Origin of the sequence: Aminobacter aminovorans (assembly GCF_900445235.1) — a bacterium.
GTDB classification, from domain to species: Bacteria; Pseudomonadota; Alphaproteobacteria; order Rhizobiales; family Rhizobiaceae; genus Aminobacter; species Aminobacter aminovorans.
Genome location: NZ_UFSM01000001.1, coordinates 749016 through 772531, shown reverse-complemented (window position 1 = coordinate 772531; position 23516 = coordinate 749016). Strand labels below are relative to the sequence as shown.

Here is a 23516-nt window from a genome sequence, read left to right as displayed (position 1 = left end):
CGGCGCGCGACCATCGTCGGGGATCGCTCATGAAACACGGAAACGAAATCGTCCTGCTGGCACTGGCGGCTTTCGCCGCCTTGCTGGGCGCCGCCTTCGCGCAGGACAGCCAGTTCGGCGCTCATATGTGGGTGCTGTTCTTCGCCCTTGCGGGCGGCGCCGCCGTCCTGCTGCGCACCGGCAACTACGCACCGGCCGCTGTCTTACCCAAGGACAGCTCGCCCTACATGGACGGGCCGATACGCTACGGCGTTATCGCCACCGTATTCTGGGGCGTCACCGGCTTTCTGGTCGGCGTCGTCGTGGCGGCCCAGCTGGCATTCCCCGATCTCAACATCGAGCCTTGGCTGAACTTCGGCCGCCTGCGCCCGCTGCACACCTCGGCAGTGGTCTTCGCCTTCGGCGGCAACGCGCTGATCGCGACCTCGTTCTACGTCGTCCAGCGCACCTCGCGGGCGCGGCTCTTCGGCGGCAACCTCGCCTGGTACGTGTTCTGGGGCTATCAGTTGTTCATCGTCATGGCGGCGACCGGCTATCTGCTCGGCATCACCCAGAGCCGCGAATATGCCGAGCCCGAATGGTATGTCGACATCTTCCTGACCATCGTTTGGGTCGCCTATCTCGCCGTCTTCCTCGGCACCATCCTGAACCGCAAGGAGCCGCATATCTATGTGGCCAACTGGTTCTACCTCGCCTTCATCATCACCATCGCCATGCTGCACGTGGTCAACAACCTGGCGGTGCCGGCATCCTTCCTCGGCTCGAAGAGCTATTCGCTGTTTTCGGGCGTACAAGATGCGCTGACGCAATGGTGGTACGGCCACAACGCCGTCGGTTTCTTCCTCACCGCCGGCTTCCTCGGCATGATGTATTACTTCGTGCCCAAGCAGGTGGGCCGCCCGGTCTATTCCTACCGGCTGTCGATCATCCACTTCTGGTCGCTGATCTTTCTCTATATCTGGGCCGGCCCGCACCACTTGCACTACACCGCTCTACCCGACTGGGCGCAGACGCTGGGCATGGTGTTCTCGATCATGCTGTGGATGCCTTCCTGGGGAGGCATGATCAACGGCCTGATGACGCTGTCAGGCGCCTGGGACAAGATTCGCACCGATCCGATCGTGCGCATGATGGTGGTTGCCATTGCCTTCTACGGCATGTCGACCTTCGAAGGTCCCATGATGTCGATCAAGGCCGTCAACTCGCTCAGCCACTATACCGAGTGGACCATCGGCCACGTTCATTCCGGCGCGCTTGGCTGGAACGGCATGATCACCTTCAGTGCCATCTACTTCCTGGTGCCGCGCCTTTGGGGCCGCGAGCGGCTTTACTCGATGCGCATGGTCACCTGGCACTTCTGGCTCGCCACGCTCGGCATCGTCGTCTACGCCGCCGTCATGTGGGTCGCCGGCATCAGTCAGGGCCTGATGTGGCGCGAGTACGACGAGCAGGGCTTCCTGGTCTACTCCTTCGCCGAAAGCGTCGCGGCCATGGTGCCCTACTACGTCGTACGCACCATAGGCGGCCTGATGTATCTCGCCGGCGCGCTGGTCATGGCCTGGAACGTCTTCATGACCATCCGCGGCCACCAGCGTCAGGAAGAGCCGATGCCCGCCGCGGCCCCCGCCCTCCAGCCTGCGCAGTAAGGAGCCCGACATGGCACTGCTCGACAAACACAAGACAATCGAGAAGAACGCGACGCTGCTGCTGGTCGGCACGCTGCTGGTCGTCAGCATCGGCGGCCTCGTCCAGATCACGCCGCTGTTCTATCTCGAGAACACGATCGAGAAGGTCGAAGGCATGCGGCCCTATTCGCCGCTGGAGCTGGCCGGCCGCAACATCTACATCCGGGAGGGCTGCTACACCTGCCACAGCCAGATGATCCGTCCGTTCCGCGACGAGGTCGAGCGCTACGGCCACTACAGCCTGGCGGCGGAGTCGATGTACGACCATCCCTTCCAGTGGGGATCGAAGCGCACGGGCCCCGACCTCGCCCGTGTCGGCAACCGCTACTCCAACGAATGGCATGTCCAGCATCTGGTCGAGCCACGCTCGGTGGTGCCGGAATCGGTGATGCCGAGCTACGCCTTCCTTAATGAAACACCGCTTGCGGTGAAGAACGTCAGCTACGACCTGATCGCCAACCGCCGCGTCGGCGTGCCCTATAGCGACGAGATGATCGCCAGCGCCGAGGCCGACATCAAGTCGCAGGCCGACCCGAACGCCGACACCTCAGGGGTACTGGCGCGCTATCCTAAGGCCAAGCTCGGCGATTTCGACGGCGATCCGGCGGCGCTGACCGAGATGGATGCGCTGGTCGCCTATCTGCAGATGCTCGGCACCCTGGTCGACTTCTCGACCTACGACCCGGCAACCGGCTACCGCTAGGAGATTTGTCATGGATTACACGATGTTGCGGCATTTCGCCGACAGCTGGGGGCTGCTGGCGATGACCGTCTTCTTCATCGGCGCGATTCTCTTCGCCCTTCGCCCCGGCGGCAAGCAGGCCGCCGAGCGCGCCGCGCAAATCCCGCTCAAGGAGGACTGATCTGTGGGCGAAAAGCATATCGACGAACTGTCCGGCGTCGAGACCACCGGACATGAATGGGACGGCATCACCGAGCTCAACAACCCGATGCCGCGCTGGTGGCTGTGGACCTTCTACGCCACTGTGGTCTGGGCGATGGCCTACACCATCGCCTACCCGGCCTGGCCGATGATCAGCTCCGCGACGACAGGCGTACTCGGCTATTCCAGCCGTGCCGACGTCACGAACGAACTCGCCGCAGCCGAACAGGCCAAGAGCGCCTATGTCGAGGCGGTGAGGGCGAAGAGCGTTGGCGAGATCCTGACCGACGACAAGCTGCGCCAGTTCGCCACCGCCGCCGGATCGGCCGCTTTCAAGGTCAACTGCATCCAGTGCCACGCCTCCGGTGCGCAAGGGTCGCCCGGCTTCCCCAACCTCAATGACGACGAGTGGCTGTGGGGCGGCAGCATCGACCAGATCTACAAGACCATTGCGCATGGTGTCCGCTTCGCCGGCGACGAAGACACCCATGTGTCCGAAATGCCGGCTTTCGCCGACATTCTCCAGCCGAACCAGGTCAACGAGGTCGCCGCCTATGTTGCGAGCCTGTCGGGTACGGCCGACACGCCCGAACTGGTAGCGGCCGGCGCCAAGGTCTTTGCCGACAATTGTGCCGCCTGCCACGGTGACGACGCCAAGGGCAACAAGGAGCTGGGCGCGCCCGACCTGTCCGACGCCATAGCGCTTTACGCCTCCGGCCAGGCTGCAATTGCCAGCCAGGTGCGCCATCCCAAGCATGGCGTGATGCCGGCCTGGGGCGCCCGGCTCGGCGACGTCAACGTCAAGGAACTTGCGATCTTCGTACACTCGCTCGGCGGCGGCGAATAACCCTCCATCGTCGCAGGGTGGTGAATGAAGGCGGGAGAGGTCCGGCAGCAATGCCGGGCCTCTTTTGTGCCCTCGGCTTGACCTGAATCAAGGCTCGCCGGCCACGCCTGCGGCAAAAGCGGGATGAGACGCTGCCGAACCGACGGCCTGGTGTCCAGCAGGAGACGAGAATGCTCGACGAGAGGCAGGTGGAGAGGCTCGAGGTCACGGCGGTCAACTCCGCCAAATCCCGCCAACCGCTGTACACCGCACGCCAGAAGGTGTTTCCCAAGCGGGCATCGGGCCGGTTCCGCCAGTTCAAGTGGCTGGTCATGCTGGTCACCCTTGGCATCTATTATTTGACGCCATGGTTACGCTGGGACCGCGGCCCCTACGCGCCTGACCAGGCCGTGCTGCTCGACATCGCCAACCGCCGCTTCTACTTCTTCGCCATCGAGATCTGGCCGCAGGAATTCTTCTATGTCGCCGGCCTGCTGGTCATGGCCGGCATCGGGCTGTTCCTCGTCACTTCCACCGTCGGCCGCGCCTGGTGCGGATACACCTGCCCCCAGACCGTCTGGGTCGACCTGTTCCTGGTCGTCGAGCGCGGCATCGAGGGCGACCGCAACGCTCGCATCAAGCTCGACAGCGCGCCATGGTCGTTTGCCAAGCTGTGGAAACGCACAGCCAAGCACGCCATCTGGCTCGTCATCGCGGTGGCGACCGGCGGCGCCTGGATTTTCTATTTCGCCGACGCCCCAACCCTGCTCGGGCAATTCGTCACCGGCCAGGCTGAACCGGTCGCCTACATCACCGTCGCCATCCTGACCGCCACGACCTATGCCTTCGGCGGGCTCATGCGCGAGCAGGTCTGCACCTATATGTGCCCATGGCCGCGCATCCAGGCGGCGATGCTCGACGAGAACTCACTGACCGTCACCTACAATGACTGGCGCGGCGAGCCGCGTTCGCGTCATGCCAAGAAGGCAGCAGCCGAGGGGCTTTCGGTCGGCGATTGCGTCGACTGCAACGCCTGTGTCGCTGTCTGCCCGATGGGCATCGACATCCGCGACGGCCAGCAGCTCGAATGCATCACCTGTGCGCTCTGCATCGATGCCTGCGACGGCGTCATGGACAAGATCGGCAAGGAACGCGGTCTGATTTCCTACGCCACGCTCGCCGACTACCAGTCCAACATGGTGATCGCCACAGACCCTGCCACGCAGGCTATTGACCCCAGGCGCGTGCGCGATGCAGACGGCAAGCTCGACAAGCGCATTTCCCATTTCCACATCCGCCGGCTCTTCCGCCCCCGCACCTTCGTCTATGCCGGCGCCTGGAGCCTTGTCGGCCTTGGGCTGCTGGCATCACTGCTCAGCCGCGACCGGCTCGACATCAACGTGCTGCAGGACCGAAACCCGCAATATGTCGTCTTGTCCGACGGCTCGATCCGCAACGGCTACACCGTCAAGCTGCTCAACATGGTGCCCGAACCGCGAAGCTTCGAACTCAGTATCGAGGGCCTCCCCGGTGCGGTCATGAGCGTCGTCGGCATCGACGGGCAGGAGACGCGCTCGATCACCATCGAGGCCGAGCCCGACAAGCTCAAGACCGTCAGGGTCTATGTCCGCCAGACGCGCGGGCAGCTCAGCCAGGGCCAAGGCTTCTCGTTCGTCGTCGCCGACAGGGCGGGCGCCGAACGGGATGTCTATGCCGCAAAGTTCAACGTTCCGGAGGCAACAAGATGAGCACGCGCGCCATTCAGCCGAAAGCATTCACCGGGCGGCACATGCTGGCCGTCATGGCCGCCTTCTTCGGCGTCATCATTACAGTCAACCTGGTCATGGCGAACTTTGCCAGGACGAGCTGGACCGGTCTCGTCGTCCAGAACACCTATGTCGCCAGCCAGCAGTTCAACGAACGCGTGGCCGAGCAGCGTGCCCAGGCTGCACTGGGTTGGAAAGGCAAGCTCACCGTCGCCAATGGCGAGATCCACTACAGCCTGAGCGATGCCGGCGGCGCTCCGGTTGCAATAGACGGCGTGACCGCCTCCTTCCGCCGCCCGGCCTATGAAGCAGAAGACTGGCAGGTGGCATTAAGGCATGCGGCCGACGGCACGTTTTCGATCGCGACGCCGCTCCGCGACGGCATCTGGATCGTCAGCACGGAAGCCTCGGTCGCGAACCGCGAACCGTATCGCGAGGCGCGCCGGATCGTCGTTTTCGATGGAGCGGAGAAATGAACTGCTGCGGACCCGAAGCCGATGTCGCCCTGGGCTTCAACCCCGTCGCCGCAAGCGGGCCGTCGCGCGAAGAGCTGATGCTCGCCAGCCGCCTCCTGCCCGGCGGTGCCAGGCAGGTCGAGCTTTCAGTCCCGGGCGTGCATTGCGGCACCTGCATCGCCAACATCGAGGCCACACTCGGCAAGCTCGACGGCGTCGAGCACGCGCGCGTCAACCTGTCGACGAAGCGCGTTTCCGTGCGCTGGCGTGACGAAACCGGGGTGCCATCCATTTCAGCGGCGTTGGCGCGGCTCGGCTACGAAAGCCACCTGTTCGAGCAAGGCGCCGACGACAAGGACGAGACGCTGGCCGAGCTGATCCGCGGGCTCGGCATCGCCGGCTTCGCCGCCGGCAACATCATGTTGCTGTCGGTGTCGGTCTGGTCCGGGGCGACGGATGCCACGCGCGATCTGTTCCACTGGCTATCAGCACTCATTGCCCTGCCCGCACTCGCTTTTTCCGGCCGCATCTTCTTCCGTTCGGCCTGGGGTGCACTGCGCAACGGCCGCACCAACATGGATGTGCCGATCTCCATCGGCATCCTGCTCGCCTTTGGCATGAGCCTTTACGACACCGCCAACAGCGGCCCGCACGCCTATTTCGACGCCTCGGCTTCGCTGCTGTTCTTCCTGTTGATCGGCCGTACGCTCGACCATGTCATGCGCGAACGCGCCCGCGTCGCCGTCAAGAGCCTCGCCCGGCTCGCCGCCCGCGGCGCGACAGTGCTTCAGGCCGACGGTGCCAACGCCTACCTGCCGGTGCAGGAGATCGAGCCCGGTATGCAAATTCTGCTCGCAGCTGGTGAACGCGTTCCAGTCGATGCCCAGGTGGTCAAGGGCCGCTCCGAACTCGACTGCGCCATCGTCTCGGGCGAAAGCGATCCCGTTGCCGTGGAGTCAGGTGCCTCCTTGCGCGCCGGCACGCTCAACCTGACTGGACCTCTGACCATCGAGGCGACTGCCAAGGCACAGGATTCCTTCCTCGCCGAGATGACGCGGCTGATGGAAGCGGCCGAAAGCGGCCGCGGCGGCTACCGCCGCATCGCCGATCGCGCCGCCGCACTCTATGCGCCCGTCCTCCACCTGACCTCCTTCCTGACCTTCGTCGGCTGGATGGTCGCCGACGGCAACTGGCACCAGGCAATCACCATCGCCATCGCAGTGCTGATCATCACCTGCCCCTGCGCGCTGGGTCTCGCCGTGCCGATCGTGCAGGTTGCCGCCGCCCGACGCCTGTTCGAGAATGGCATCATGGTCAAGGACGGCGCCGCCATGGAGCGTCTGGCCGAGATCGATACCGTCGTCTTCGACAAGACCGGCACGCTGACGCTTGGTAGGCCCAGGCTGATGAACGCCCGCGAAATGTCAGCCGACGCCTTGTCGGTCGCGGCGGCGATCGCGCTCCATTCGCGCCATCCAATCTCACGCGCCCTCGCCGAGACCCAGGCCGGAATGCCTGCCAAGGATGGGCACTTCGACAACGTCGAGGAAGTACCGGGCTTCGGCCTTGAAGCACGGCGCGGCGCGGACACCTACCGCCTGGGCCGTGCCGCCTGGGCCCTCGACGACGCCACGGCGGCAAAGGGCACCGTACTTTCGAGGAACGGGGTCGAGCTTGCCACCTTCGCCTTCGCGGACAGGTTGCGGGCCGGTGCGGTGGAAGCTGTAGCGGATTTGCGCGCCTGCGGACTTGCAGTCGAAATCCTATCTGGTGATCGTCCGGAAGCAGTGGATGCGGTGGCCGCAGCTCTTGGCATCCAGACGTTCTCGGCCGGCGTGCTGCCGAGCGGCAAGGTGGAGCGTCTCGTGGCGCTCAAGGCCGAAGGCCGCAAAGTGCTGATGGTCGGCGATGGGCTCAACGACGCGCCGGCGCTGGCAGCGGCCCATGTCTCGATCGCCCCGGCCGATGCCGCCGACATCGGCCGCAGCGTCGCCGACTTCGTCTTCCTGCGCGAGAGCCTTGCCGCCGTCCCGCTGGCGCTCGGTGCCTCGCGTGAGGCCAACAAGCTGATCCGCCAGAACCTGGTGCTAGCCATCATCTACAACGCCGTCGCCGTGCCGATCGCTCTGTTCGGCTATGTCACCCCGCTGGTAGCGGCGCTGGCGATGTCCGGCTCCTCGGTTGTCGTGATCGCCAATGGCCTGCGTCTCGGTACCGGCAAGGGTCGCGCTGCCAAGTCTGTCGCCAGCCGCGCCAATGCGGTCCCGGCCAAGGAGGCCATGGCATCATGAGCGGTCTGCTCGTCCTTTTGCCCATTGCGCTGTTTCTCGGCGGCCTTGGCCTGGCTGCGTTCCTGTGGTCGCTGCGCAGCGGCCAGTATGAAGACATGGACGGCGCTGCCGAACGCATCCTTGTCGACGACGATTAGCCTGACGACAAAAGGGCTGCGACCGTACAGAGGCCTGTGCTAACAGGACGACATGGCGCAGAAGAAAGCTCACGAAGTCGATTCCTGGCTGGCCCGGCCCGCAGCCGAGGCTGTCATCGTGCTGATCTACGGCCCCGACCGGGGCCTCGTTTCGGAGCGCGCCGCAGCTTTTGCCGCCAAGACCGGCCTGCCGCTCGACGATCCCTTCTCCGTCGTCAAGATCGAAGCTGCCGACATAGAGCGCGACAGCGGCCGGCTCGTCGACGAGGCGCGCACGGTGCCTATGTTTTCGCCGCGGCGGCTGATCTGGGTGCGCAATGCCGCTGCTCAGAAGAGCCTCGCCGACGACGTCAAGGCGCTGGCTGCAGAGCCGCCGCGCGATGCCGTCATCCTGATCGAGGCGCAGGATCTCAAAAAGGGTGCGCCGTTGCGCACGATCGTCGAGGGCGCCTTTGCCGGCATGGCCCTGCCCTGTTACGGCGACGAGGCGCGCGATATCGAAAGCGTCATCGATGACGAGCTGCGCGCCGCCGGCCTGAACATGGCGATGGACGCGCGCAACGCGCTGCGCCGCAGCCTCGGTGGCGACCGCCTGGCAACACGCGGCGAAGTCCAGAAGCTGACACTTTATGCCATGGGCAAGGGCGAAATCTCGCTCGAAGACGTCAAGGACATGACTGGCGACGTCTCGGCACTGTCGCTGGACGACGCGATCGACGCAGCGCTTGGCGGCAACATCGCCGAGTTCGACGCCGCTTTCACCAAGCAGTGCCAGACCGGCAGCCAGGCGGCACAGCTCCTCGCGTCCGCTACCCGCCACCTCCAGAACATCCATCTGATGCGCGGCGAGATGGAAAACGGCGGCCGAAACGCCTCGGCGGTCGTAGCAGCTGCGCGTCCGCCGGTGTTCTTCTCCCGCCGCCGGGCGGTCGAGCGGACCTTGTCGAGCTGGAGTGCGTCTGCGCTGAACCGTGCACTGACACGGCTGCAGTCGACGACGCTGCAGACACGCCGCCGGCCGGATTTGGCGGTCGCTCTGGCGCGCCAGGCGATGCTAGGCATTGCCGTCGAAGGCGCCCGCCTCTCCTCAGGTCGACGCTAGAGGCGGCCACGTCTCGTTTTTCACGCAGGTCCGGACGAAACCGGCCAAGCGCCATTCCCGGATTTTTTCCAAACGCAAGAACGCCGGCGCGAGGCCGGCGTTCTTCAAACAAGAGTCAATAGAATCAATCAGATATGTTCGCTCTTCAGGCGCCGGCACAGGTCATCGAGCTGTTCCAGCGAGCGGTAGCTGATGCGCAGCTCGCCGCCTTTCTCCTTGTGCGCGATCGAAATCTTCATGCCGACGACGTCGGTGAGAAGCTTTTCCAGCGCAATCGTATCGGGATCCTTCTCGAGAGGACGCGACGATTGCTTTTCGAGCAGTGCATCAGCGGGAAGCTGCGCCAGTGCCTCGGCCTGGCGCACCGACAGGCCCTCTTCGACGATACGTTTTGCCAGCCCGGCCGGATCGGCGGCGGTGATCAGCGCACGGGCATGGCCGGCAGAAAGTTCTCCGTTGACCAGCATGTCACGAACAACGTCGGGCAGCTTCAGCAGCCGCAGCGTGTTGGCGACATGGCTGCGGCTCTTGCCGATGACCTGGCCGAGATCGGCCTGGGTGTAATTGTGATCGTCGATCAGCTGCTGGTAGCCCATCGCCTCTTCAATGGCGTTGAGATCGGAGCGCTGGACGTTCTCGATGATGGCGAGCTCAAGCGCTGTGCGATCGTTGACGTCGCGAACGATGACCGGAATCTCGTTGACGCCGGCGCGCTGTGCGGCACGCCAGCGGCGCTCGCCGGCAATGATCTCATAGCGCCCGGCCTGCGCTGCGGGCCTGACGACGACAGGCTGGACCAGGCCGTGCTCGCGGATGGACTGCGCCAGGTCGGCAAGTTCAGCTTCGCCAAAATGGCGACGGGGGTTGCGTGGATTGGGGCTGACGAACTCGATCGGCACCCGGCCGTCGGCCGGCGCCGCCGGCTTTTCCGGGACTGCGGGCTTGTCCATCTCGCCGATCAGAGCGGCAAGTCCCCGGCCAAGGCGCTTTCTGGAAAGGTCTTCGTTCATGTTTAGTCCAGCTTGTTTCGAGTCCGAATCGATTTATGCGGCCCGGAGTTTACGTTCGCGCCTGATAACTTCCGAGGCGAGCTGCAAATAGGCCTGGCTGCCTGAGCACTTCAGGTCGTAAAGGATCGCCGGCTTGCCATAGGACGGCGCTTCCGAGATACGCACGTTGCGCGGGATCACCGTCTCGTAGACCTTCTCGCCCATATGGGCGCGTACGTCCTCGACGACCTGGTTGGCCAGATTGTTGCGGCCGTCGAACATCGTCAGCACGATGCCCTGGATCGTCAATTCAGGATTGATCGACCGGCGCACCTGATCCACCGTCTCAAGCAACTGGCTCAAGCCCTCGAGCGCAAAGAACTCGCACTGCAACGGCACCAGGACGGAATCTGCCGCGGCCATCGAATTCAGCGTCAGCAGGTTGAGTGAAGGCGGGCAGTCGATAAGCACGTAGCTGTAGCCAGCCGCCCGCTCCGCCGACGCCCGCAACGCATTGCGCAGCTTCAACACGCGATCGGGTGCCGAGGCGATTTCCATTTCGATTCCAAGCAGATCGAGCGTCGACGGGATGATCGAAAGGCCCGGTACTGCCGTTTCCATCGCAGCCTGCTCGATTTCCAGCTCACCGGTCAGCACATCATAGGACGACACGCTGCGGTCCTTGCGATCGATGCCGAGACCCGTGCTGGCATTGCCTTGGGGATCAAGGTCGATGATGAGCACACGCTCACCGATGGCCGCAAGTGCTGTCGCCAGATTGATCGCGGTCGTCGTCTTCCCGACCCCGCCCTTCTGATTGGCGACTGTGATGATTCTAGGTGTGATCTTCATGGCTCGACTGCTGTTTTCCGTCTCGTCACAGCGCTGCAGCTAGGCGCGGCGCAGGTTCCGAATCTCGAGGATGACTCCCTGGGCGTCGGTCAGGCTCTGGTGTTCTACCAGATCGAATCTCCACTGGTGAGCGCTATCTTCGATTTCCTGGCGGTAATCCCGACCTTTGTGGAAAAGCGCCACTGTACCCGACTCCAGCCATGGGGCGGATAGCGCCAGGAGCAGTGGTAGTGGTGCCAACGCTCGCGCACTCAATATCTCGGGGGCCTTGATGACCGTATGAACATCCTCGATTCGCTTGGAATGCACCTTGGCCGGCAGCCCAAGCTCGCCGACGACGGCCTGCAGGAACCCGGTCTTCTTGCGGTTGCTTTCCACCAGATCGATGGTCGCTCCTGGCCGTTCGGCGATCATCGAACCGATGATCAGGCCCGGGAAACCGCCGCCCGACCCTATGTCGAGCCATTTTTTGACGTCGCCGCCAAGCTTCACGACCTGGGCGCTGTCGAGGATGTGGCGCTCCCAGACTTCGTTCAACGTCGAAGGTGCCACGAGATTGATGCGCTGCGCCCATTTACGGAACAGAGTCTCGAAGGCTCTCAGCTTTTCAAATGTTTCACGTGAAACGGGACCGGCCACTTCTTGCAACCGGGCATAGGCGTCATTGTTCAAGCGGCGCCCCTGCGTGACTGAGCTTCTGAATTGCGTACATGAGCGAGAATGATGGCCAGAGCCGCCGGCGTCATGCCATCGATACGCTGCGCCTCGGCCAAAGAACGCGGTCGACGGACGCGCATCTTCTGCCGAAGTTCATTGGAAAGGCCAGGAACCGACTCAAAATCAAGCGCTTCCGGGATCACCCTCTCCTCTTCCTTCAACATCAACGCCGCATCGGCCTTCTGTCGGTCAAGGTAGACGGCGTATTTGGCTTCGGTTTCAATGGCTTCTGCGGTCTTGACGTCAACCGACTGCAGCTCTGGCAAGATCTTAACAAGTTGCGTGAACTCGATATTCGGATAGGCCAGCAGTTCGTAGAGCGACCGTTTCACACCGTCGAGGTTAACCTCTATGCCGTGCCGACGCGCTTCGTTGGGCGACAGCTTCAATGATTGCGTCAATTCGCGCGCCGCTTCGACCCGCGCTGTCATCTGACCGAAGCACTTCTCGCGCTCTTCCGAGGCAATGCCCACTTCAATGGCAAGTGGTGTCAGCCGCTCATCGGCGTTGTCGGCGCGTAGCGAAAGCCTGAATTCCGCACGCGAGGTAAACATGCGGTACGGCTCGCTGATGCCACGGCTGGTGAGGTCGTCGACCATGACGCCGATGTACGCCTGGCTGCGGCTGAGAACCACCTGTTCGCTATTGCCGGCGAGGCGCGCGGCATTGAGTCCTGCAAGCAGGCCTTGCGCACCGGCCTCCTCGTAGCCCGTCGTGCCATTGATCTGCCCAGCGAGGAACAGGCCACCGATTCGCTTGGTCTCCAGCGTCAGCTCCAATTCGCGCGGGTCGATATGGTCATACTCGATCGCGTATCCCGGCTGCAGCATGACCGCCCGCTCCAGGCCGGGGATCGACTTTAGAATGTCGAGTTGTACGTCCTCGGGCAACGAGGTCGAAATCCCGTTGGGATAGACGGTGGAATCGTCCAGCCCCTCCGGCTCCAGGAAGATCTGGTGTCCTTCCCGGTCGCCGAACTTGACAATCTTGTCCTCGATTGACGGGCAATAGCGCGGGCCAACGCCCTCGATCGACCCGGAATACATCGCCGATCGCCCGAGATTCTCGCGAATGATGGCGTGGGTGATGTCAGTCGTCCGCGTGATGCCGCATTCGATCTGCGGATTGCTGATCCTGTTGGTGAGCAGCGAGAAAGGAACCGGATCCTCGTCGGCTGCCTGGGTCTCGAGTGATGCCCAGTCGATTGTACGGCCATCCAGCCGCGGCGGTGTCCCAGTCTTCAATCGGCCAAGACGCAAGCCCGCCCGCTTCAGCGTCTCGGACAATCCCATCGAAGCCTGTTCGTTCATCCGTCCTGCAGGGAATTTGCGTTCGCCGATGTGGATCAACCCACGAAGGAACGTGCCTGTGGTCAAAACCACCGCGGCACAGGAAAGTAGTCGGCCCTCGCTAAGTGCGACACCCGTCAAACGGTCATTATCTATAATAAAATCAGAGACTTCCGCCTCAACTACAGTGAGGCCTGGCTGTTCCGCAATCGCCTGCTGCATGGCCAAGCGATAAAGCTTGCGATCAGCCTGTGTGCGCGGACCACGCACCGCAGGACCCTTTCGGCGGTTGAGCAGGCGGAACTGAATACCGGCCGCGTCGGCAACACGACCCATGAGGCCATCCAGTGCGTCGATCTCGCGAACCAGATGGCCCTTGCCTAGTCCACCGATGGCGGGATTGCACGACATGACACCGATCGTATCACGCCTAAGGGTAACGAGCGCGGTCTTGGCGCCAGCCCTTGCCGAGGCCGAGGCCGCTTCGCAACCAGCATGGCCTCCGCCCACCACGACGACGTCGTAGCTCTCACTCATCACAGTCTCCAGGAAACGTTTGCGAGACAGATGTCCCCATCTCCGGCGCATGTCAAGAGAATCGCTGTCGCGGTGGTTTCACGTGAAACAACCGGGCCGAGCGGTGGCGAGTCAATTCCAATGTTTCACGTGAATCCTTGGATTCCACAGCCTAATGTTTCACGTGAATCATTTGCCAATGCAGAACTGCGCGAAAATGACGTCGAGCAGATCCTCGACATCGACCGCACCCGACAGCTTGCCGATTCGGTCACTCGCCAGGCGCAGATTCTCCGCTTTCAATTCGAGAAAGCTCTCCGGCGCGGCAAGCGCGGCACACAGATACTCACGGGCCCCCTTCAGAAGCTCTACATGTCGCAGACGCGAAGGCAGCACGTCACCACGCTGGCCGACCGCCGCCGCTGCACGCGCGCCGATCAACTCGATCAATCCGTCGATACCTTCGCCATTCACCGCCGAAATGGCCAAGGTATAGCCCGGGCCGCCGTCGACGCCTGTGATGCGATCCCGCTTGGTCCCAATCACTATTGCCGACGCGTCAGTGGGCGGTAGCAACTCGGCTGGCACCGACATATCCTGAAGGAACAACACCAGGTCGGCGGACTTCGCTCTTTCCCTTGCGCGTTCTATGCCGATGGCTTCAACCTTGCCCGCGGGTTCGCGAAGCCCGGCCGTGTCGGTGATGCGAACCTTCAGGCCGCCAATATCGAGTGTGGCCTCAACGAGGTCGCGCGTCGTGCCGGGTTCGTCGGAGACAATTGCCGCCTCACGTCGAACCAGCGCATTGAGTAAGCTCGACTTGCCCGCATTCGGCGCGCCGAGGATCACGACGTCGTAGCCGTCGCGTATCATCTCAGCCTTGCTGTAGCCATCGACATGTCGCCCGATCTCGGTAATCAGCTGGCGGACGTCATCCCACACCTGAGCGGAAACCGAGCCTGGCACGTCCGATTCATCGGCAAAATCCATCTCGGCTTCAATCATCGCCCGTGCGTGAATGAGCCGCTTGCGCCATGCGAGATAGAGCTCGCTTTGCGCACCGCCGGAATTCATCACGGCAAACTGACGCTGTGCCTCGGTCTCGGAGTTAATGAGATCGGCAAGCGCTTCAGCTTCCAGAAGGTCCATCTTGCCGTTCAGGAATGCGCGCCGGGTGAATTCTCCCGCCTCGGCCTGCCTGAAACCCGACAGCTTTCCGAGTTCTGCGAGCAGTGCCGTGACCACAGCGCGGCCGCCATGCAGATGGAATTCACCGCAATCCTCGCCCGTGAAACTATGCGGCCCGGGAAAAAACAAGGTCAGCGCCTGGTCCAGTTTCCGCCCGTCCGCTGCCTTCAGCGGCCCAAAATGCGCGCGACGTGGTTGCGGCACCCTACCTGCTATCGTTTCGAGAGCGAACCGAACATGCGGGCCCGAAATTCTGACGATTGCGACGCCTGACGGGAGGTGACCGCTGGACAAAGCGGCGATCGAATCGGTGAATAGCATTTGCCGGTCTCTTGGAAGCGCCCTAGGTTGACGCGTCATATCACTGTTTTGGGCTTGCCACATGCTTCCGCACGAAAACCTGCTTCGAGACGAAGGCAGCCCGTATCTGCGCCAGCATGGCGACAACCCGGTGCATTGGCGCCCGTGGTCGCCGGCGGCGTTGGCCGAAGCGGTGCGGCTCGACCGGCCGATCCTGCTTTCGGTCGGTTATGCCGCCTGCCACTGGTGCCATGTCATGGCCCATGAAAGCTTCGAGAACGCCGAAGTCGCGGAGGTCATGAACCGGCTCTTCGTCAACATCAAGGTCGACCGCGAGGAACGGCCGGACATCGACCAGATCTACATGGCGGCTCTCGCCAGCATGGGCGAACAAGGTGGCTGGCCGCTGACGATGTTCCTGACCCCCGAAGCCAAGCCGTTCTGGGGCGGGACTTATTTTCCGCGCGAGGCGCGGTACGGACGGCCGGGGTTCATCCAGGTGCTCAATGCTGTCGATGCCGCCTGGCGCGGCAAACGCGCCAGCATCCTGCAGAGCGCGGGTGAGCTTGCCCGACATGTCGGCAAGCGCCTCGGCGGTAGCAGCCCGCGCTCCGAGATCTCTGCCAAAACGGCCGGGACGTTGGCGTCTGGCATCTACGACATGATAGACCACGATCTGGGCGGGCTTCGCGGCGCCCCAAAGTTCCCGAATGCGCCTTTCATGCAGACACTGTGGCTGTCCTGGCTGCGCTCAGGCAACGAGCAGCATCGCGATGCAGTGACGGAAAGCATGGCTCATATGCTCGCCGGCGGCATCTACGACCATGTCGGCGGCGGCCTGGCGCGCTATTCGACGGACGCGCAATGGCTGGTGCCGCATTTCGAAAAGATGCTCTACGACAACGCCCAGCTGATACGTCAAGCGAACTGGTCTTATTCCGCCACGGGGAATGAATTGTTTCGGATACGAATCGAAGATACGATCGACTGGCTGTTGCGCGAGTTGCAACTGCCTGACGGAACCTTCGCTTCCAGCCTCGATGCCGACAGCGAGGGTGAAGAAGGGCTGTTCTACACCTGGACGGCGCAACACATAGTCGACGTGCTCAGCGAAGATTCAACTATATTTTTCAACTACTTCACGATCACCAAGCCGGATTCCTGGGAAGGTGCCCCGATCATCCATCAGAACGCGGCCCAGAGTGCCCTGGCCGTCAAAGACCGTGCGCTTGTTTCAGGTCTGAGGAAACGCCTGCTGACTGGACGGGAACAGCGCATTCGCCCCGGCCGCGATGACAAGGCGCTCACGGACTGGAACGGCTGGGCCATCATGGCACTGGCAGAAGTCGGACGTAACCTCGGCAGAAGCGACTGGGTGGCCGCCGCGGCGCGTGCCTTCGCTGCAATCCTCGCTTCAGCAACGCCTGAGGGCCGGTTGCCGCACTCAAGTCTTGGCCAAAAACGGCTCTATCCGGCGTTGTCGAGCGATTACGCGGCGATGATCAACGCGGCCATCTCCCTGTTCGAGGCAACAAGCGATGCGCGATATCTCGAGCACGGTGCTGGTTTCGTCAAAATGCTCGAGGACTGGCACGCCGATGCCGACAAGACCGGGCACTATCTTACCGCTTCCGACAGCCTCGACGTGCCTATGCGCATTCGCGGCGACATCGACGAAGCCATACCTTCGGCAACCAGCCAGATCATCGAGGCCGTTGTGCGCCTGGCCAACATCACGGGCGACATCGAGTTGCAGCAACGCGCTGCGACAATCGCTGAACACGCCGCCGGCCGCATCCAGAGCCAGCAATACGGCCAGGCCGGGATCGTTAACGCCTGTATCCTGGCGATTGAACCCTCAAAGCTGATTGTCGTCGAAGATCCAAAGCAGCCAGTGCTTGTTTCGGTAGCGAATCGGAATCCGGATCCACGCCGCGTCGACATTTTCCTGGCTCTCGGTGAGGACGCGGCGCGGGCGAGACTGCCCGGCGACATCCTTCCCGATACGAACAAGGCCGGCGCATATCTCTGCACCGGCCTCATCTGTTTGCCTGTGATCAGCGAGCCGGCGAAGCTTGAAGAAGCGCTTCGCCGCCGCTGACCGATCGGAACGCCGTGCGGCAGACGCACAAGAGACGCTCCAGTTTGCGCATCGTGCTTTTCGAAAATCGCCTACGATTTTCGGGGCGATGCGTCAGGTGTTCATCGAATCGAAGAAATCGGCGTTGGTCTTGGTCTGCTTGAGCTTGTCGATGAGGAACTCGATCGCATCGGTGGTTCCCATCGGCGCCAGGATACGGCGCAGCACGAAGATCTTCTGCAGGTCCTGACGTGCGACGAGCAAATCTTCCTTGCGGGTGCCGGACTTGAGAATGTCCATCGCCGGGTAGATGCGCTTGTCGGCGACCTTGCGGTCCAGCACGATTTCCGAGTTGCCGGTACCCTTGAACTCTTCGAAGATGACTTCGTCCATGCGGCTGCCGGTGTCGATAAGAGCGGTGGCGATGATTGTCAGCGAACCACCTTCTTCGATGTTACGGGCGGCACCGAAGAAGCGCTTCGGCCGCTGCAGCGCGTTGGCGTCGACACCACCGGTCAGAACCTTGCCGGATGACGGCACGACGGTGTTGTAGGCGCGGCCGAGACGGGTGATCGAATCGAGCAGGATGACGACGTCGCGGCCGTGTTCGACGAGGCGCTTGGCCTTCTCGATGACCATTTCGGCGACCTGAACGTGGCGAACGGCCGGCTCGTCAAAGGTCGAGGACACGACCTCGCCCTTCACCGAGCGCTGCATGTCGGTCACTTCTTCCGGACGTTCGTCGATCAGAAGCACGATCAGGTAGCATTCGGGGTGGTTGGTGGTGATCGAGTGCGCGATGTTCTGCAGCAGCACGGTCTTGCCGGTACGCGGCTGCGCCACGATCAGCGCGCGCTGGCCCTTGCCGAGCGGCGCCACCAGGTCGATGACGCGCGGCGAGATGTCCTTGGTGGTCGGGTTCTCGACTTCCATTTTGAGCCGTGAGGTCGGGTACAGCGGCGTCAGGTTGTCGAAATGGATCTTGTGACGGATCTTTTCGGGATCGTCGAAATTGATGGTGTTGACCTTGAGCAGCGCGAAATAGCGCTCGCCTTCCTTGGGGCTGCGGATCGGGCCTTCGACCGTGTCGCCGGTCTTCAGTGAAAAGCGCCGGATCTGCGACGGCGAGATGTAAATATCGTCAGGGCCGGGAAGGTAATTGGCATTGGCCGAGCGCAGGAAGCCGAAGCCGTCCTGAAGCACCTCGACGACGCCGTCGCCGATGATCTCGATATCCTGGCCGGCCAGCTTCTTGAGGATCGCAAACATCAGTTCCTGCTTGCGCATGACGCTGGCGTTCTCGACCTCGAGCGATTCGGCGTAGGCGATCAGCTCCGGTGGCTTCTTGTTCTTGAATTCGGCGAGTTTAGTTTCCTGCATGGACGGACTCTGAGCGTGGGGAGGTTGGCTATCGGCATTTTGCGATAAGCGCCGGGCGCGGCCAGGGAATGAAAATGGGGCGGCGCATGGCGGGAAGGAAGAACAGCCTTTTAGCCCTCCCGAAACGAAAGAGCAAGGCGCAGTCCAGCAAATTTAGGAACTCAAAAAGGCTTTACAACCACCAGTATGACAATGACGATCATCAGCAACGTCGGGATCTCATTGACGATGCGCCAGTGGCGCGAAGGCTTTTCGTTACGGTCCTCGGCAAAGCGCCGGACCGACGCCGAGAGATAGCCATGCACGCCTGAAAGCAGCAGCACCGCAGCCAGTTTGGCATGCAGCCAGCCACCGGCGAAGTCGAAGCCCTTCCAGGCCAACCACAGCCCGAACACCCAGGTGACGATCATCGCCGGATTGATGATGGCGCGCAGCAGCCGGCGCTCCATCACCTTGAAGGTCTCGGATTGCACCGACCCCTTCTCCGCGTCGACATGATAGACGAACAGCCGCGGCAGATAGAGCATGCCGGCCATCCACGAGATCACCGCAATGACATGGATCGCCTTGGCCCAGGGATAGAAGCCATCAGGTGCCGCAAGGAAAAGCAAAGCCGTCAGCGCAACCAGGACGACGATGGCGAAGACGGCTCGCTTGGCCGCCGTCACACCGCTCGACGGTCCGACGTTCTGGCCGCTCATCGGCCTGTTGCCTTTCGCACCTGCCGGACCATCGCCTCGACATGCGCCACGGGTGTCTCTGGCGTAATGCCATGGCCGAGATTGAAGATCAGTGGACCGGCGACCAGAGCCTTCAGGATGGCGTCCACGCCCTCTTCCAGAGCCTTGCCGCCGACGACCAGCCTGAGTGGGTCGAGATTGCCCTGCACGGCCCCTCCGGCCTGCAGACGCTGCGCCTGGCTCAGTGGCACCGTCCAGTCGAGGCCGAGGCCCGTGACGCCGGTGCGCTGCCTGTAGCTGTCGAGCTGCGCACCGGCGCCTTTCGGGAAGCCGATGATCGGAACATCGGGATAGACCGCGCGGACCTTGCGCACGATTTCAGTGACCGGCTTGACGCAACAGGCCTCGAACGTCGCCTCGTCGAGCACGCCCGACCAGGAATCGAAGATCTGAACGACGTCGGCGCCGGCTTCGATCTGGCGGATGAGATAGGCGGCAGAATGGTCGGCGAGGATTTGCAGCAACCGCGCCATCGCTTCCGGCTCTCGATAGGCAAACAGCCGCGCCGGCGCCTGGTCAGGCGTGCCATGCCCGGCGATCATGTAGGTGGCGACAGTCCATGGCGCGCCACAGAAACCGATCAGTGTCGTTTTCTCGGGCAGTTCGCGGCGCAACCGGCGCACGGTTTCGTAGACCGGTTCGAGATTCACGTGAAACTTTTCACCGTCAAGCGCAGCAACTTCGTCCGCGGCGATCGGCGTCATCAGAGGTCCACGGCCCTCTTCGAAGCGCAGGTCGCGACCGAGCGCGTGCGGAACGACGAGAATGTCCGAGAACAGGATCGAGGCATCGAAGTCGAAGCGTCGGATCGGCTGCAGCGTCACTTCAACGGCGAAGTCGGGGTTGTAGCAGAGATCGAGGAAACTTCCGGCCTTCTTTCGGCTCTCCCGATATTCCGGGAGATAGCGGCCTGCCTGGCGCATCATCCAGAGCGGCGGAACCTCGAGGCTCTCGCCTTTCAGCACTTGGAGCAGGGCGCGTTTCACGGGCATCAGGTCTGCCTTTCCTTGAGCCTTCTATAAACAAAAATTTATTCTGAAGGATTCTTCTAATTCTTAGAGTCTGTTGGAATCGAGAATTCCGACCTGTCCATAGGCGGCCTCAGATATCCACTTGTCATAGTGACGCGCGGCCGTTTTCGCCAGCGGGGAAAACTTCGGGCAGCAAGCGGATTCGGCGATTTGAATCAGGAATCTAGCCGGACCTATCGTGCGTGCTGATTCTGTGGACAGCTGGGGACTAAAAAACTATCCCCACAATACTCCCCGCCGCTGAATCGAAACAGACAGCGACGCGAATTGTGGACAAGTCGTCATCTGATACAGTCGCGACCACCGCTTCGGGCCGAACCGCCCGTTTATCCACATTTGACCACAGACCCAGGCGCCCGCTGTGAACAAACCCCAGAGCTTCTTCCATCTGCATCTGATTTCCGACGCCACCGGCGAGACGCTTCTGGCGGCTGGGCGCGCGGCGTCGGCGCAATACAAGGATGCGCGGGCGATCGAGCACATCTACCCGCTGATCCGCACCGAAAAGCAGTTGATGAAGGTGTTCGACGACATCGAGGAAGAACCGGGTATCGTGCTTTACACCGTCGTCGACCAGCACCTTGCCGGCCTCATCGACAGCCGCTGCGCGTCGATGGGCCTGCCATGCGTTTCGGTGCTCGAGCCGGTGCTGTCGGTATTCCAGTCCTATCTCGGCGCGCCGGCGGGCCGCCGTGTCGGCGCGCAGCACGTTCTCGACGCGGAATATTTCCGCCGCATCGACGCGCTCAACTTCACCATGGAGCATGACGACGGCCAACTGCCTGCCGATATGGAACAGGCTGATGTCGTGCTGATCGGCATATCGAGGACGTCGAAGACGCCGACGAGCATCTATCTTGCCAATCGCGGCATCAAGACCGCCAACATCCCGATCGTGCTCGGCGTTCCGGTGCCCGACAGCCTGGTCAAGGCGGAGAAGCCGCTGGTCGTCGGCCTGATCGCTACCGCCGAGCGAATCTCGCATGTGCGCCAGAACCGCATCCTCGGCACGACGATGGCTTTCGACGCTCAGGAATATATCGACCGCGCCTCGATCACCGAGGAACTGGCCTATGCGCGCAAGATCTGCACCAAGCACAATTGGCCGATGATCGATGTCAGCCGCCGCTCCATCGAGGAAACGGCCGCCGCGATCGTTGCCCTGCGCAACAAGAGCCGCTAGGACCAAAAGCACCCAGCAACACCGCCTGCGCGGTTCGTTTTCAGGCAATACCAGTGACCGAAAAACTTATCCTTGCTTCCGGAAGCCCCTTCCGCAAAGCCATGCTCGAAAGCGCCGGCGTGGCCGTCGACGCAATCCCGGCCGATCTTGACGAACGGGCGCTGGAAGCGCCGCTGGCCGAAAGTGGGGCTACGCCCGAGGAGGTAGCCCTGGTGCTGGCCGAGGCCAAGGCGGTGGCGGTCAGCGAAGAGCATCCCGGCCGGCTGGTACTCGGTTGCGACCAGACGCTGTCGCTCGGCGACGAAGTGTTCCACAAACCGGACGACATGGAAGGCGCGCGCCGCCATCTGCTGAAGCTGTCCGGCAAGACCCATCAGCTCAACAGCGCCGTGGTGCTGGTGCGTGACGGCGAAACCTTGTGGCGCCATGTGGCGATTGCGTCGCTGACGATGCGCGAACTCGATCCAGCCTTCATCGGCCGCCACCTTGCCCGTGTCGGCAAGAAGGCGCTGTCGAGCGTCGGCGCCTACCAGATTGAAGGCGAAGGCATCCAGCTGTTCGAGAAGGTCGAAGGCGACCATTTCACCATCGTCGGTTTGCCGCTGCTGCCCGTGCTCAAGGAATTGCGTCAGCTCGGAGCCATCGATGGCTGAGTTGAAGGCGTTCGTCTGCGGCCATCCGATCGCGCATTCGCGCTCGCCGAAAATCCATGGCCATTGGCTGAAACGTTACGGCATCGACGGCAGTTACACCGCGATCGATGTCGCGCCAAGGGATTTTGCAGCTTTCCTCGCCGGGCTTTCCGCGGCCGGATTGCGTGGTGGCAACGTCACCATCCCGCACAAAGAAGCTGCCTTCGCCGCGGTCCAGCGCCGCGACGAAGCCGCTGAGCAGATCGGCGCGGTCAACACCGTCTGGCTGGATGACGGTGTGCTCTGGGGCGGCAACACCGACGCCTATGGATTTGCCGCCAATCTCGACCATCTCGCACCGGGCTGGGCTGCCAGCAGCGATGTTGCCGTGGTTCTGGGTGCTGGCGGCGCTTCGCGGGCGATCATCCACGCGCTTAAGCAGCGTAGCTTTAAAGACATCCGCATCGTTAACCGCACTGTCGCGCGTGCGGTGGAACTTGCCGACCAGTTCGGCGACGGCGTCAGCGCGCACCCACAAGCGGCAACCACGGAGCTGCTTGGCGATGCGTCGCTGCTGGTCAACACGACGGCGCTTGGCATGCATGGCAACGAGGGCCTGCCTGCGGATCCATCCACCCTGCCTGGCCACGCCATCGTCACCGACATTGTCTATGTGCCGCTCGAGACACCGATGCTCGCCGCAGCCAGGGCGCGTGGGCTAAAGACTGTCGACGGGCTCGGCATGCTGTTGCATCAGGCGGTGCCCGGCTTCGAACGCTGGTTCGGCCACCGGCCCGAGGTTACTGCCGATCTGCGCAACCTGATCGTCGCCGATCTGGACGCCAAGAAATGATCGTTCTCGGGCTGACGGGATCGATCGGTATGGGCAAGTCGACGACGGCGAAGATGTTCGTGGAGGCCGGCGTTCCGGTTCACGATTCCGACGAGGCGGTGCATCGCCTCTATGCCGGCCAGGCTGCCCCTCTGATCGAATCCGCCTTCCCGGGAACCGTGAGGGATGGTGTCGTCGACCGCATCGAGCTTTCCCGCCACGTGCTGGGCGATACCGCGGCGCTGAAGAAGCTTGAGAGCATCATCCATCCGCTCGTTCGTGCCGACGCCAACGCCTTTCTGGAGCGCAGCCGCGCAGCCGGTGCGCCCATCGCCGTCCTCGACATCCCGCTTCTGTTCGAGACCAATGGCAGGGGTCGTGTCGATGCGGTCGTGGTTGTCACCGCGCCCGCCGATGTCCAGCGCGAACGCGTTCTGGCGCGCCCGGGAATGACCGAGCAGAAATTCGAGGCGATCCTCGCCAAGCAGCTTCCCGACGCTGAAAAGCGCAAGCTTGCCGACTACATCGTCGACACCGGCAATGGACTGGAGCCGGCGCGGGCCGCAGTTCAAGCCATCGTTGCCCAATTGATGGTGGGTAAGCCCTAAGCAGGCTGATCGCCGCACTTGTTCGCCGGCTGCT

Annotated in this window: 22 protein-coding genes; 14 read left to right on the top strand and 8 right to left on the bottom strand. The window is 62.6% G+C overall.

Features of this window, described 5'->3' with window-relative positions:
- Positions 1-29: 29 nt before the first annotated feature.
- The 9 genes from ccoN to holA all read left to right on the top strand — a co-directional run bounded on the left by ccoN (position 30) and on the right by holA (position 9145).
- On the top strand, positions 30-1646 hold the full coding sequence (ccoN, locus tag DY201_RS03725; RefSeq protein WP_115730040.1) for a cytochrome-c oxidase, cbb3-type subunit I: 1617 nt from the start codon (positions 30-32) through the stop codon (positions 1644-1646).
- A 10-nt stretch (positions 1647-1656) separates the two neighbouring features.
- Positions 1657-2388, top strand: a complete 732-nt coding sequence (ccoO, locus tag DY201_RS03720; protein ID WP_115730039.1) for a cytochrome-c oxidase, cbb3-type subunit II — start codon at positions 1657-1659, stop codon at positions 2386-2388.
- A gap of 10 nt (positions 2389-2398) precedes the next feature.
- Positions 2399-2548 carry a cbb3-type cytochrome c oxidase subunit 3 gene (locus DY201_RS03715; RefSeq protein WP_115730038.1) on the top strand — a complete coding sequence of 50 codons (150 nt, stop codon included), beginning with the start codon at positions 2399-2401 and terminating at the stop codon, positions 2546-2548.
- Positions 2549-2551: 3 nt separating this feature from the next.
- Positions 2552-3415: a cytochrome-c oxidase, cbb3-type subunit III gene (ccoP, locus tag DY201_RS03710; protein ID WP_115730037.1), complete on the top strand. Its 864-nt coding sequence runs from the start codon at positions 2552-2554 to the stop codon at positions 3413-3415.
- Positions 3416-3585: 170 nt separating this feature from the next.
- Positions 3586-5142: a cytochrome c oxidase accessory protein CcoG gene (ccoG, locus tag DY201_RS03705; RefSeq protein ID WP_115730036.1), complete on the top strand. Its 1557-nt coding sequence runs from the start codon at positions 3586-3588 to the stop codon at positions 5140-5142.
- Positions 5139-5636 carry a FixH family protein gene (locus DY201_RS03700; RefSeq protein WP_115730035.1) on the top strand — a complete coding sequence of 166 codons (498 nt, stop codon included), beginning with the start codon at positions 5139-5141 and terminating at the stop codon, positions 5634-5636. The genes ccoG and DY201_RS03700 overlap by 4 nt, the downstream gene beginning before the upstream one ends.
- Positions 5633-7906 (top strand): cation-translocating P-type ATPase, encoded by a 2274-nt coding sequence (locus DY201_RS03695; RefSeq protein ID WP_115730034.1) that lies wholly within the window; start codon positions 5633-5635, stop codon positions 7904-7906. The genes DY201_RS03700 and DY201_RS03695 overlap by 4 nt, the downstream gene beginning before the upstream one ends.
- The gene (ccoS, locus tag DY201_RS03690) at positions 7903-8043 is read left to right on the top strand and encodes a cbb3-type cytochrome oxidase assembly protein CcoS (protein ID WP_115730033.1); all 141 of its coding nucleotides are present in this window, start codon (positions 7903-7905) and stop codon (positions 8041-8043) included. The genes DY201_RS03695 and ccoS overlap by 4 nt, the downstream gene beginning before the upstream one ends.
- 52 nt (positions 8044-8095) lie before the next feature.
- Positions 8096-9145, top strand: a complete 1050-nt coding sequence (gene holA / locus DY201_RS03685) for a DNA polymerase III subunit delta (protein WP_115730032.1) — start codon at positions 8096-8098, stop codon at positions 9143-9145.
- A gap of 128 nt (positions 9146-9273) precedes the next feature.
- Here holA and DY201_RS03680 read toward each other — a convergent pair whose 3' ends face one another.
- From DY201_RS03680 to mnmE, 5 genes are all read right to left on the bottom strand, one after another.
- On the bottom strand, positions 9274-10155 hold the full coding sequence (locus DY201_RS03680; protein WP_115730031.1) for a ParB/RepB/Spo0J family partition protein: 882 nt from the start codon (positions 10153-10155) through the stop codon (positions 9274-9276).
- Positions 10156-10188: 33 nt separating this feature from the next.
- On the bottom strand, positions 10189-10986 hold the full coding sequence (locus DY201_RS03675) for a ParA family protein (protein WP_115730030.1): 798 nt from the start codon (positions 10984-10986) through the stop codon (positions 10189-10191).
- A 39-nt stretch (positions 10987-11025) separates the two neighbouring features.
- A complete protein-coding gene (gene rsmG / locus DY201_RS03670; RefSeq protein ID WP_165916053.1) occupies positions 11026-11658 on the bottom strand; it encodes a 16S rRNA (guanine(527)-N(7))-methyltransferase RsmG in 633 nt (210 codons plus the stop codon).
- Positions 11655-13529 carry a tRNA uridine-5-carboxymethylaminomethyl(34) synthesis enzyme MnmG gene (gene mnmG / locus DY201_RS03665; RefSeq protein WP_115730029.1) on the bottom strand — a complete coding sequence of 625 codons (1875 nt, stop codon included), beginning with the start codon at positions 13527-13529 and terminating at the stop codon, positions 11655-11657. The genes rsmG and mnmG overlap by 4 nt, the downstream gene beginning before the upstream one ends.
- 168 nt (positions 13530-13697) lie before the next feature.
- Positions 13698-15017, bottom strand: coding sequence for a tRNA uridine-5-carboxymethylaminomethyl(34) synthesis GTPase MnmE (mnmE, locus tag DY201_RS03660; RefSeq protein WP_115730028.1), 1320 nt, complete (start codon positions 15015-15017; stop codon positions 13698-13700).
- A 61-nt stretch (positions 15018-15078) separates the two neighbouring features.
- Between mnmE and DY201_RS03655 the strand changes: the two genes are divergently transcribed.
- Positions 15079-17097 carry a thioredoxin domain-containing protein gene (locus tag DY201_RS03655; protein ID WP_115730027.1) on the top strand — a complete coding sequence of 673 codons (2019 nt, stop codon included), beginning with the start codon at positions 15079-15081 and terminating at the stop codon, positions 17095-17097.
- 93 nt (positions 17098-17190) lie between these two features.
- Here DY201_RS03655 and rho read toward each other — a convergent pair whose 3' ends face one another.
- The 3 genes from rho to hemE all read right to left on the bottom strand — a co-directional run bounded on the left by rho (position 17191) and on the right by hemE (position 20188).
- On the bottom strand, positions 17191-18456 hold the full coding sequence (rho, locus tag DY201_RS03650; protein ID WP_115730026.1) for a transcription termination factor Rho: 1266 nt from the start codon (positions 18454-18456) through the stop codon (positions 17191-17193).
- Between the two features lie 161 nt (positions 18457-18617).
- Positions 18618-19157 carry a protoporphyrinogen oxidase HemJ gene (gene hemJ / locus DY201_RS03645; protein WP_115730025.1) on the bottom strand — a complete coding sequence of 180 codons (540 nt, stop codon included), beginning with the start codon at positions 19155-19157 and terminating at the stop codon, positions 18618-18620.
- Positions 19154-20188, bottom strand: coding sequence for a uroporphyrinogen decarboxylase (gene hemE / locus DY201_RS03640; RefSeq protein WP_115730024.1), 1035 nt, complete (start codon positions 20186-20188; stop codon positions 19154-19156). The genes hemJ and hemE overlap by 4 nt, the downstream gene beginning before the upstream one ends.
- A gap of 400 nt (positions 20189-20588) precedes the next feature.
- On the opposite strand from hemE, the gene DY201_RS03635 reads away from it, so the two are divergent.
- The 4 genes from DY201_RS03635 to coaE are packed head-to-tail and all read left to right on the top strand — an operon-like array spanning position 20589 to position 23482.
- Positions 20589-21410 carry a pyruvate, water dikinase regulatory protein gene (locus tag DY201_RS03635; RefSeq protein ID WP_115730023.1) on the top strand — a complete coding sequence of 274 codons (822 nt, stop codon included), beginning with the start codon at positions 20589-20591 and terminating at the stop codon, positions 21408-21410.
- 53 nt (positions 21411-21463) lie between these two features.
- Entirely contained in the window at positions 21464-22063 is a 600-nt protein-coding gene (locus tag DY201_RS03630; RefSeq protein WP_115730022.1) for a Maf-like protein, read from the top strand.
- The gene (locus DY201_RS03625; RefSeq protein ID WP_115730021.1) at positions 22056-22895 is read left to right on the top strand and encodes a shikimate dehydrogenase; all 840 of its coding nucleotides are present in this window, start codon (positions 22056-22058) and stop codon (positions 22893-22895) included. The genes DY201_RS03630 and DY201_RS03625 overlap by 8 nt, the downstream gene beginning before the upstream one ends.
- Positions 22892-23482, top strand: coding sequence for a dephospho-CoA kinase (coaE, locus tag DY201_RS03620; protein WP_115730020.1), 591 nt, complete (start codon positions 22892-22894; stop codon positions 23480-23482). Before DY201_RS03625 ends, coaE begins: the two co-directional genes overlap by 4 nt.
- Positions 23483-23516: the final 34 nt, after the last annotated feature.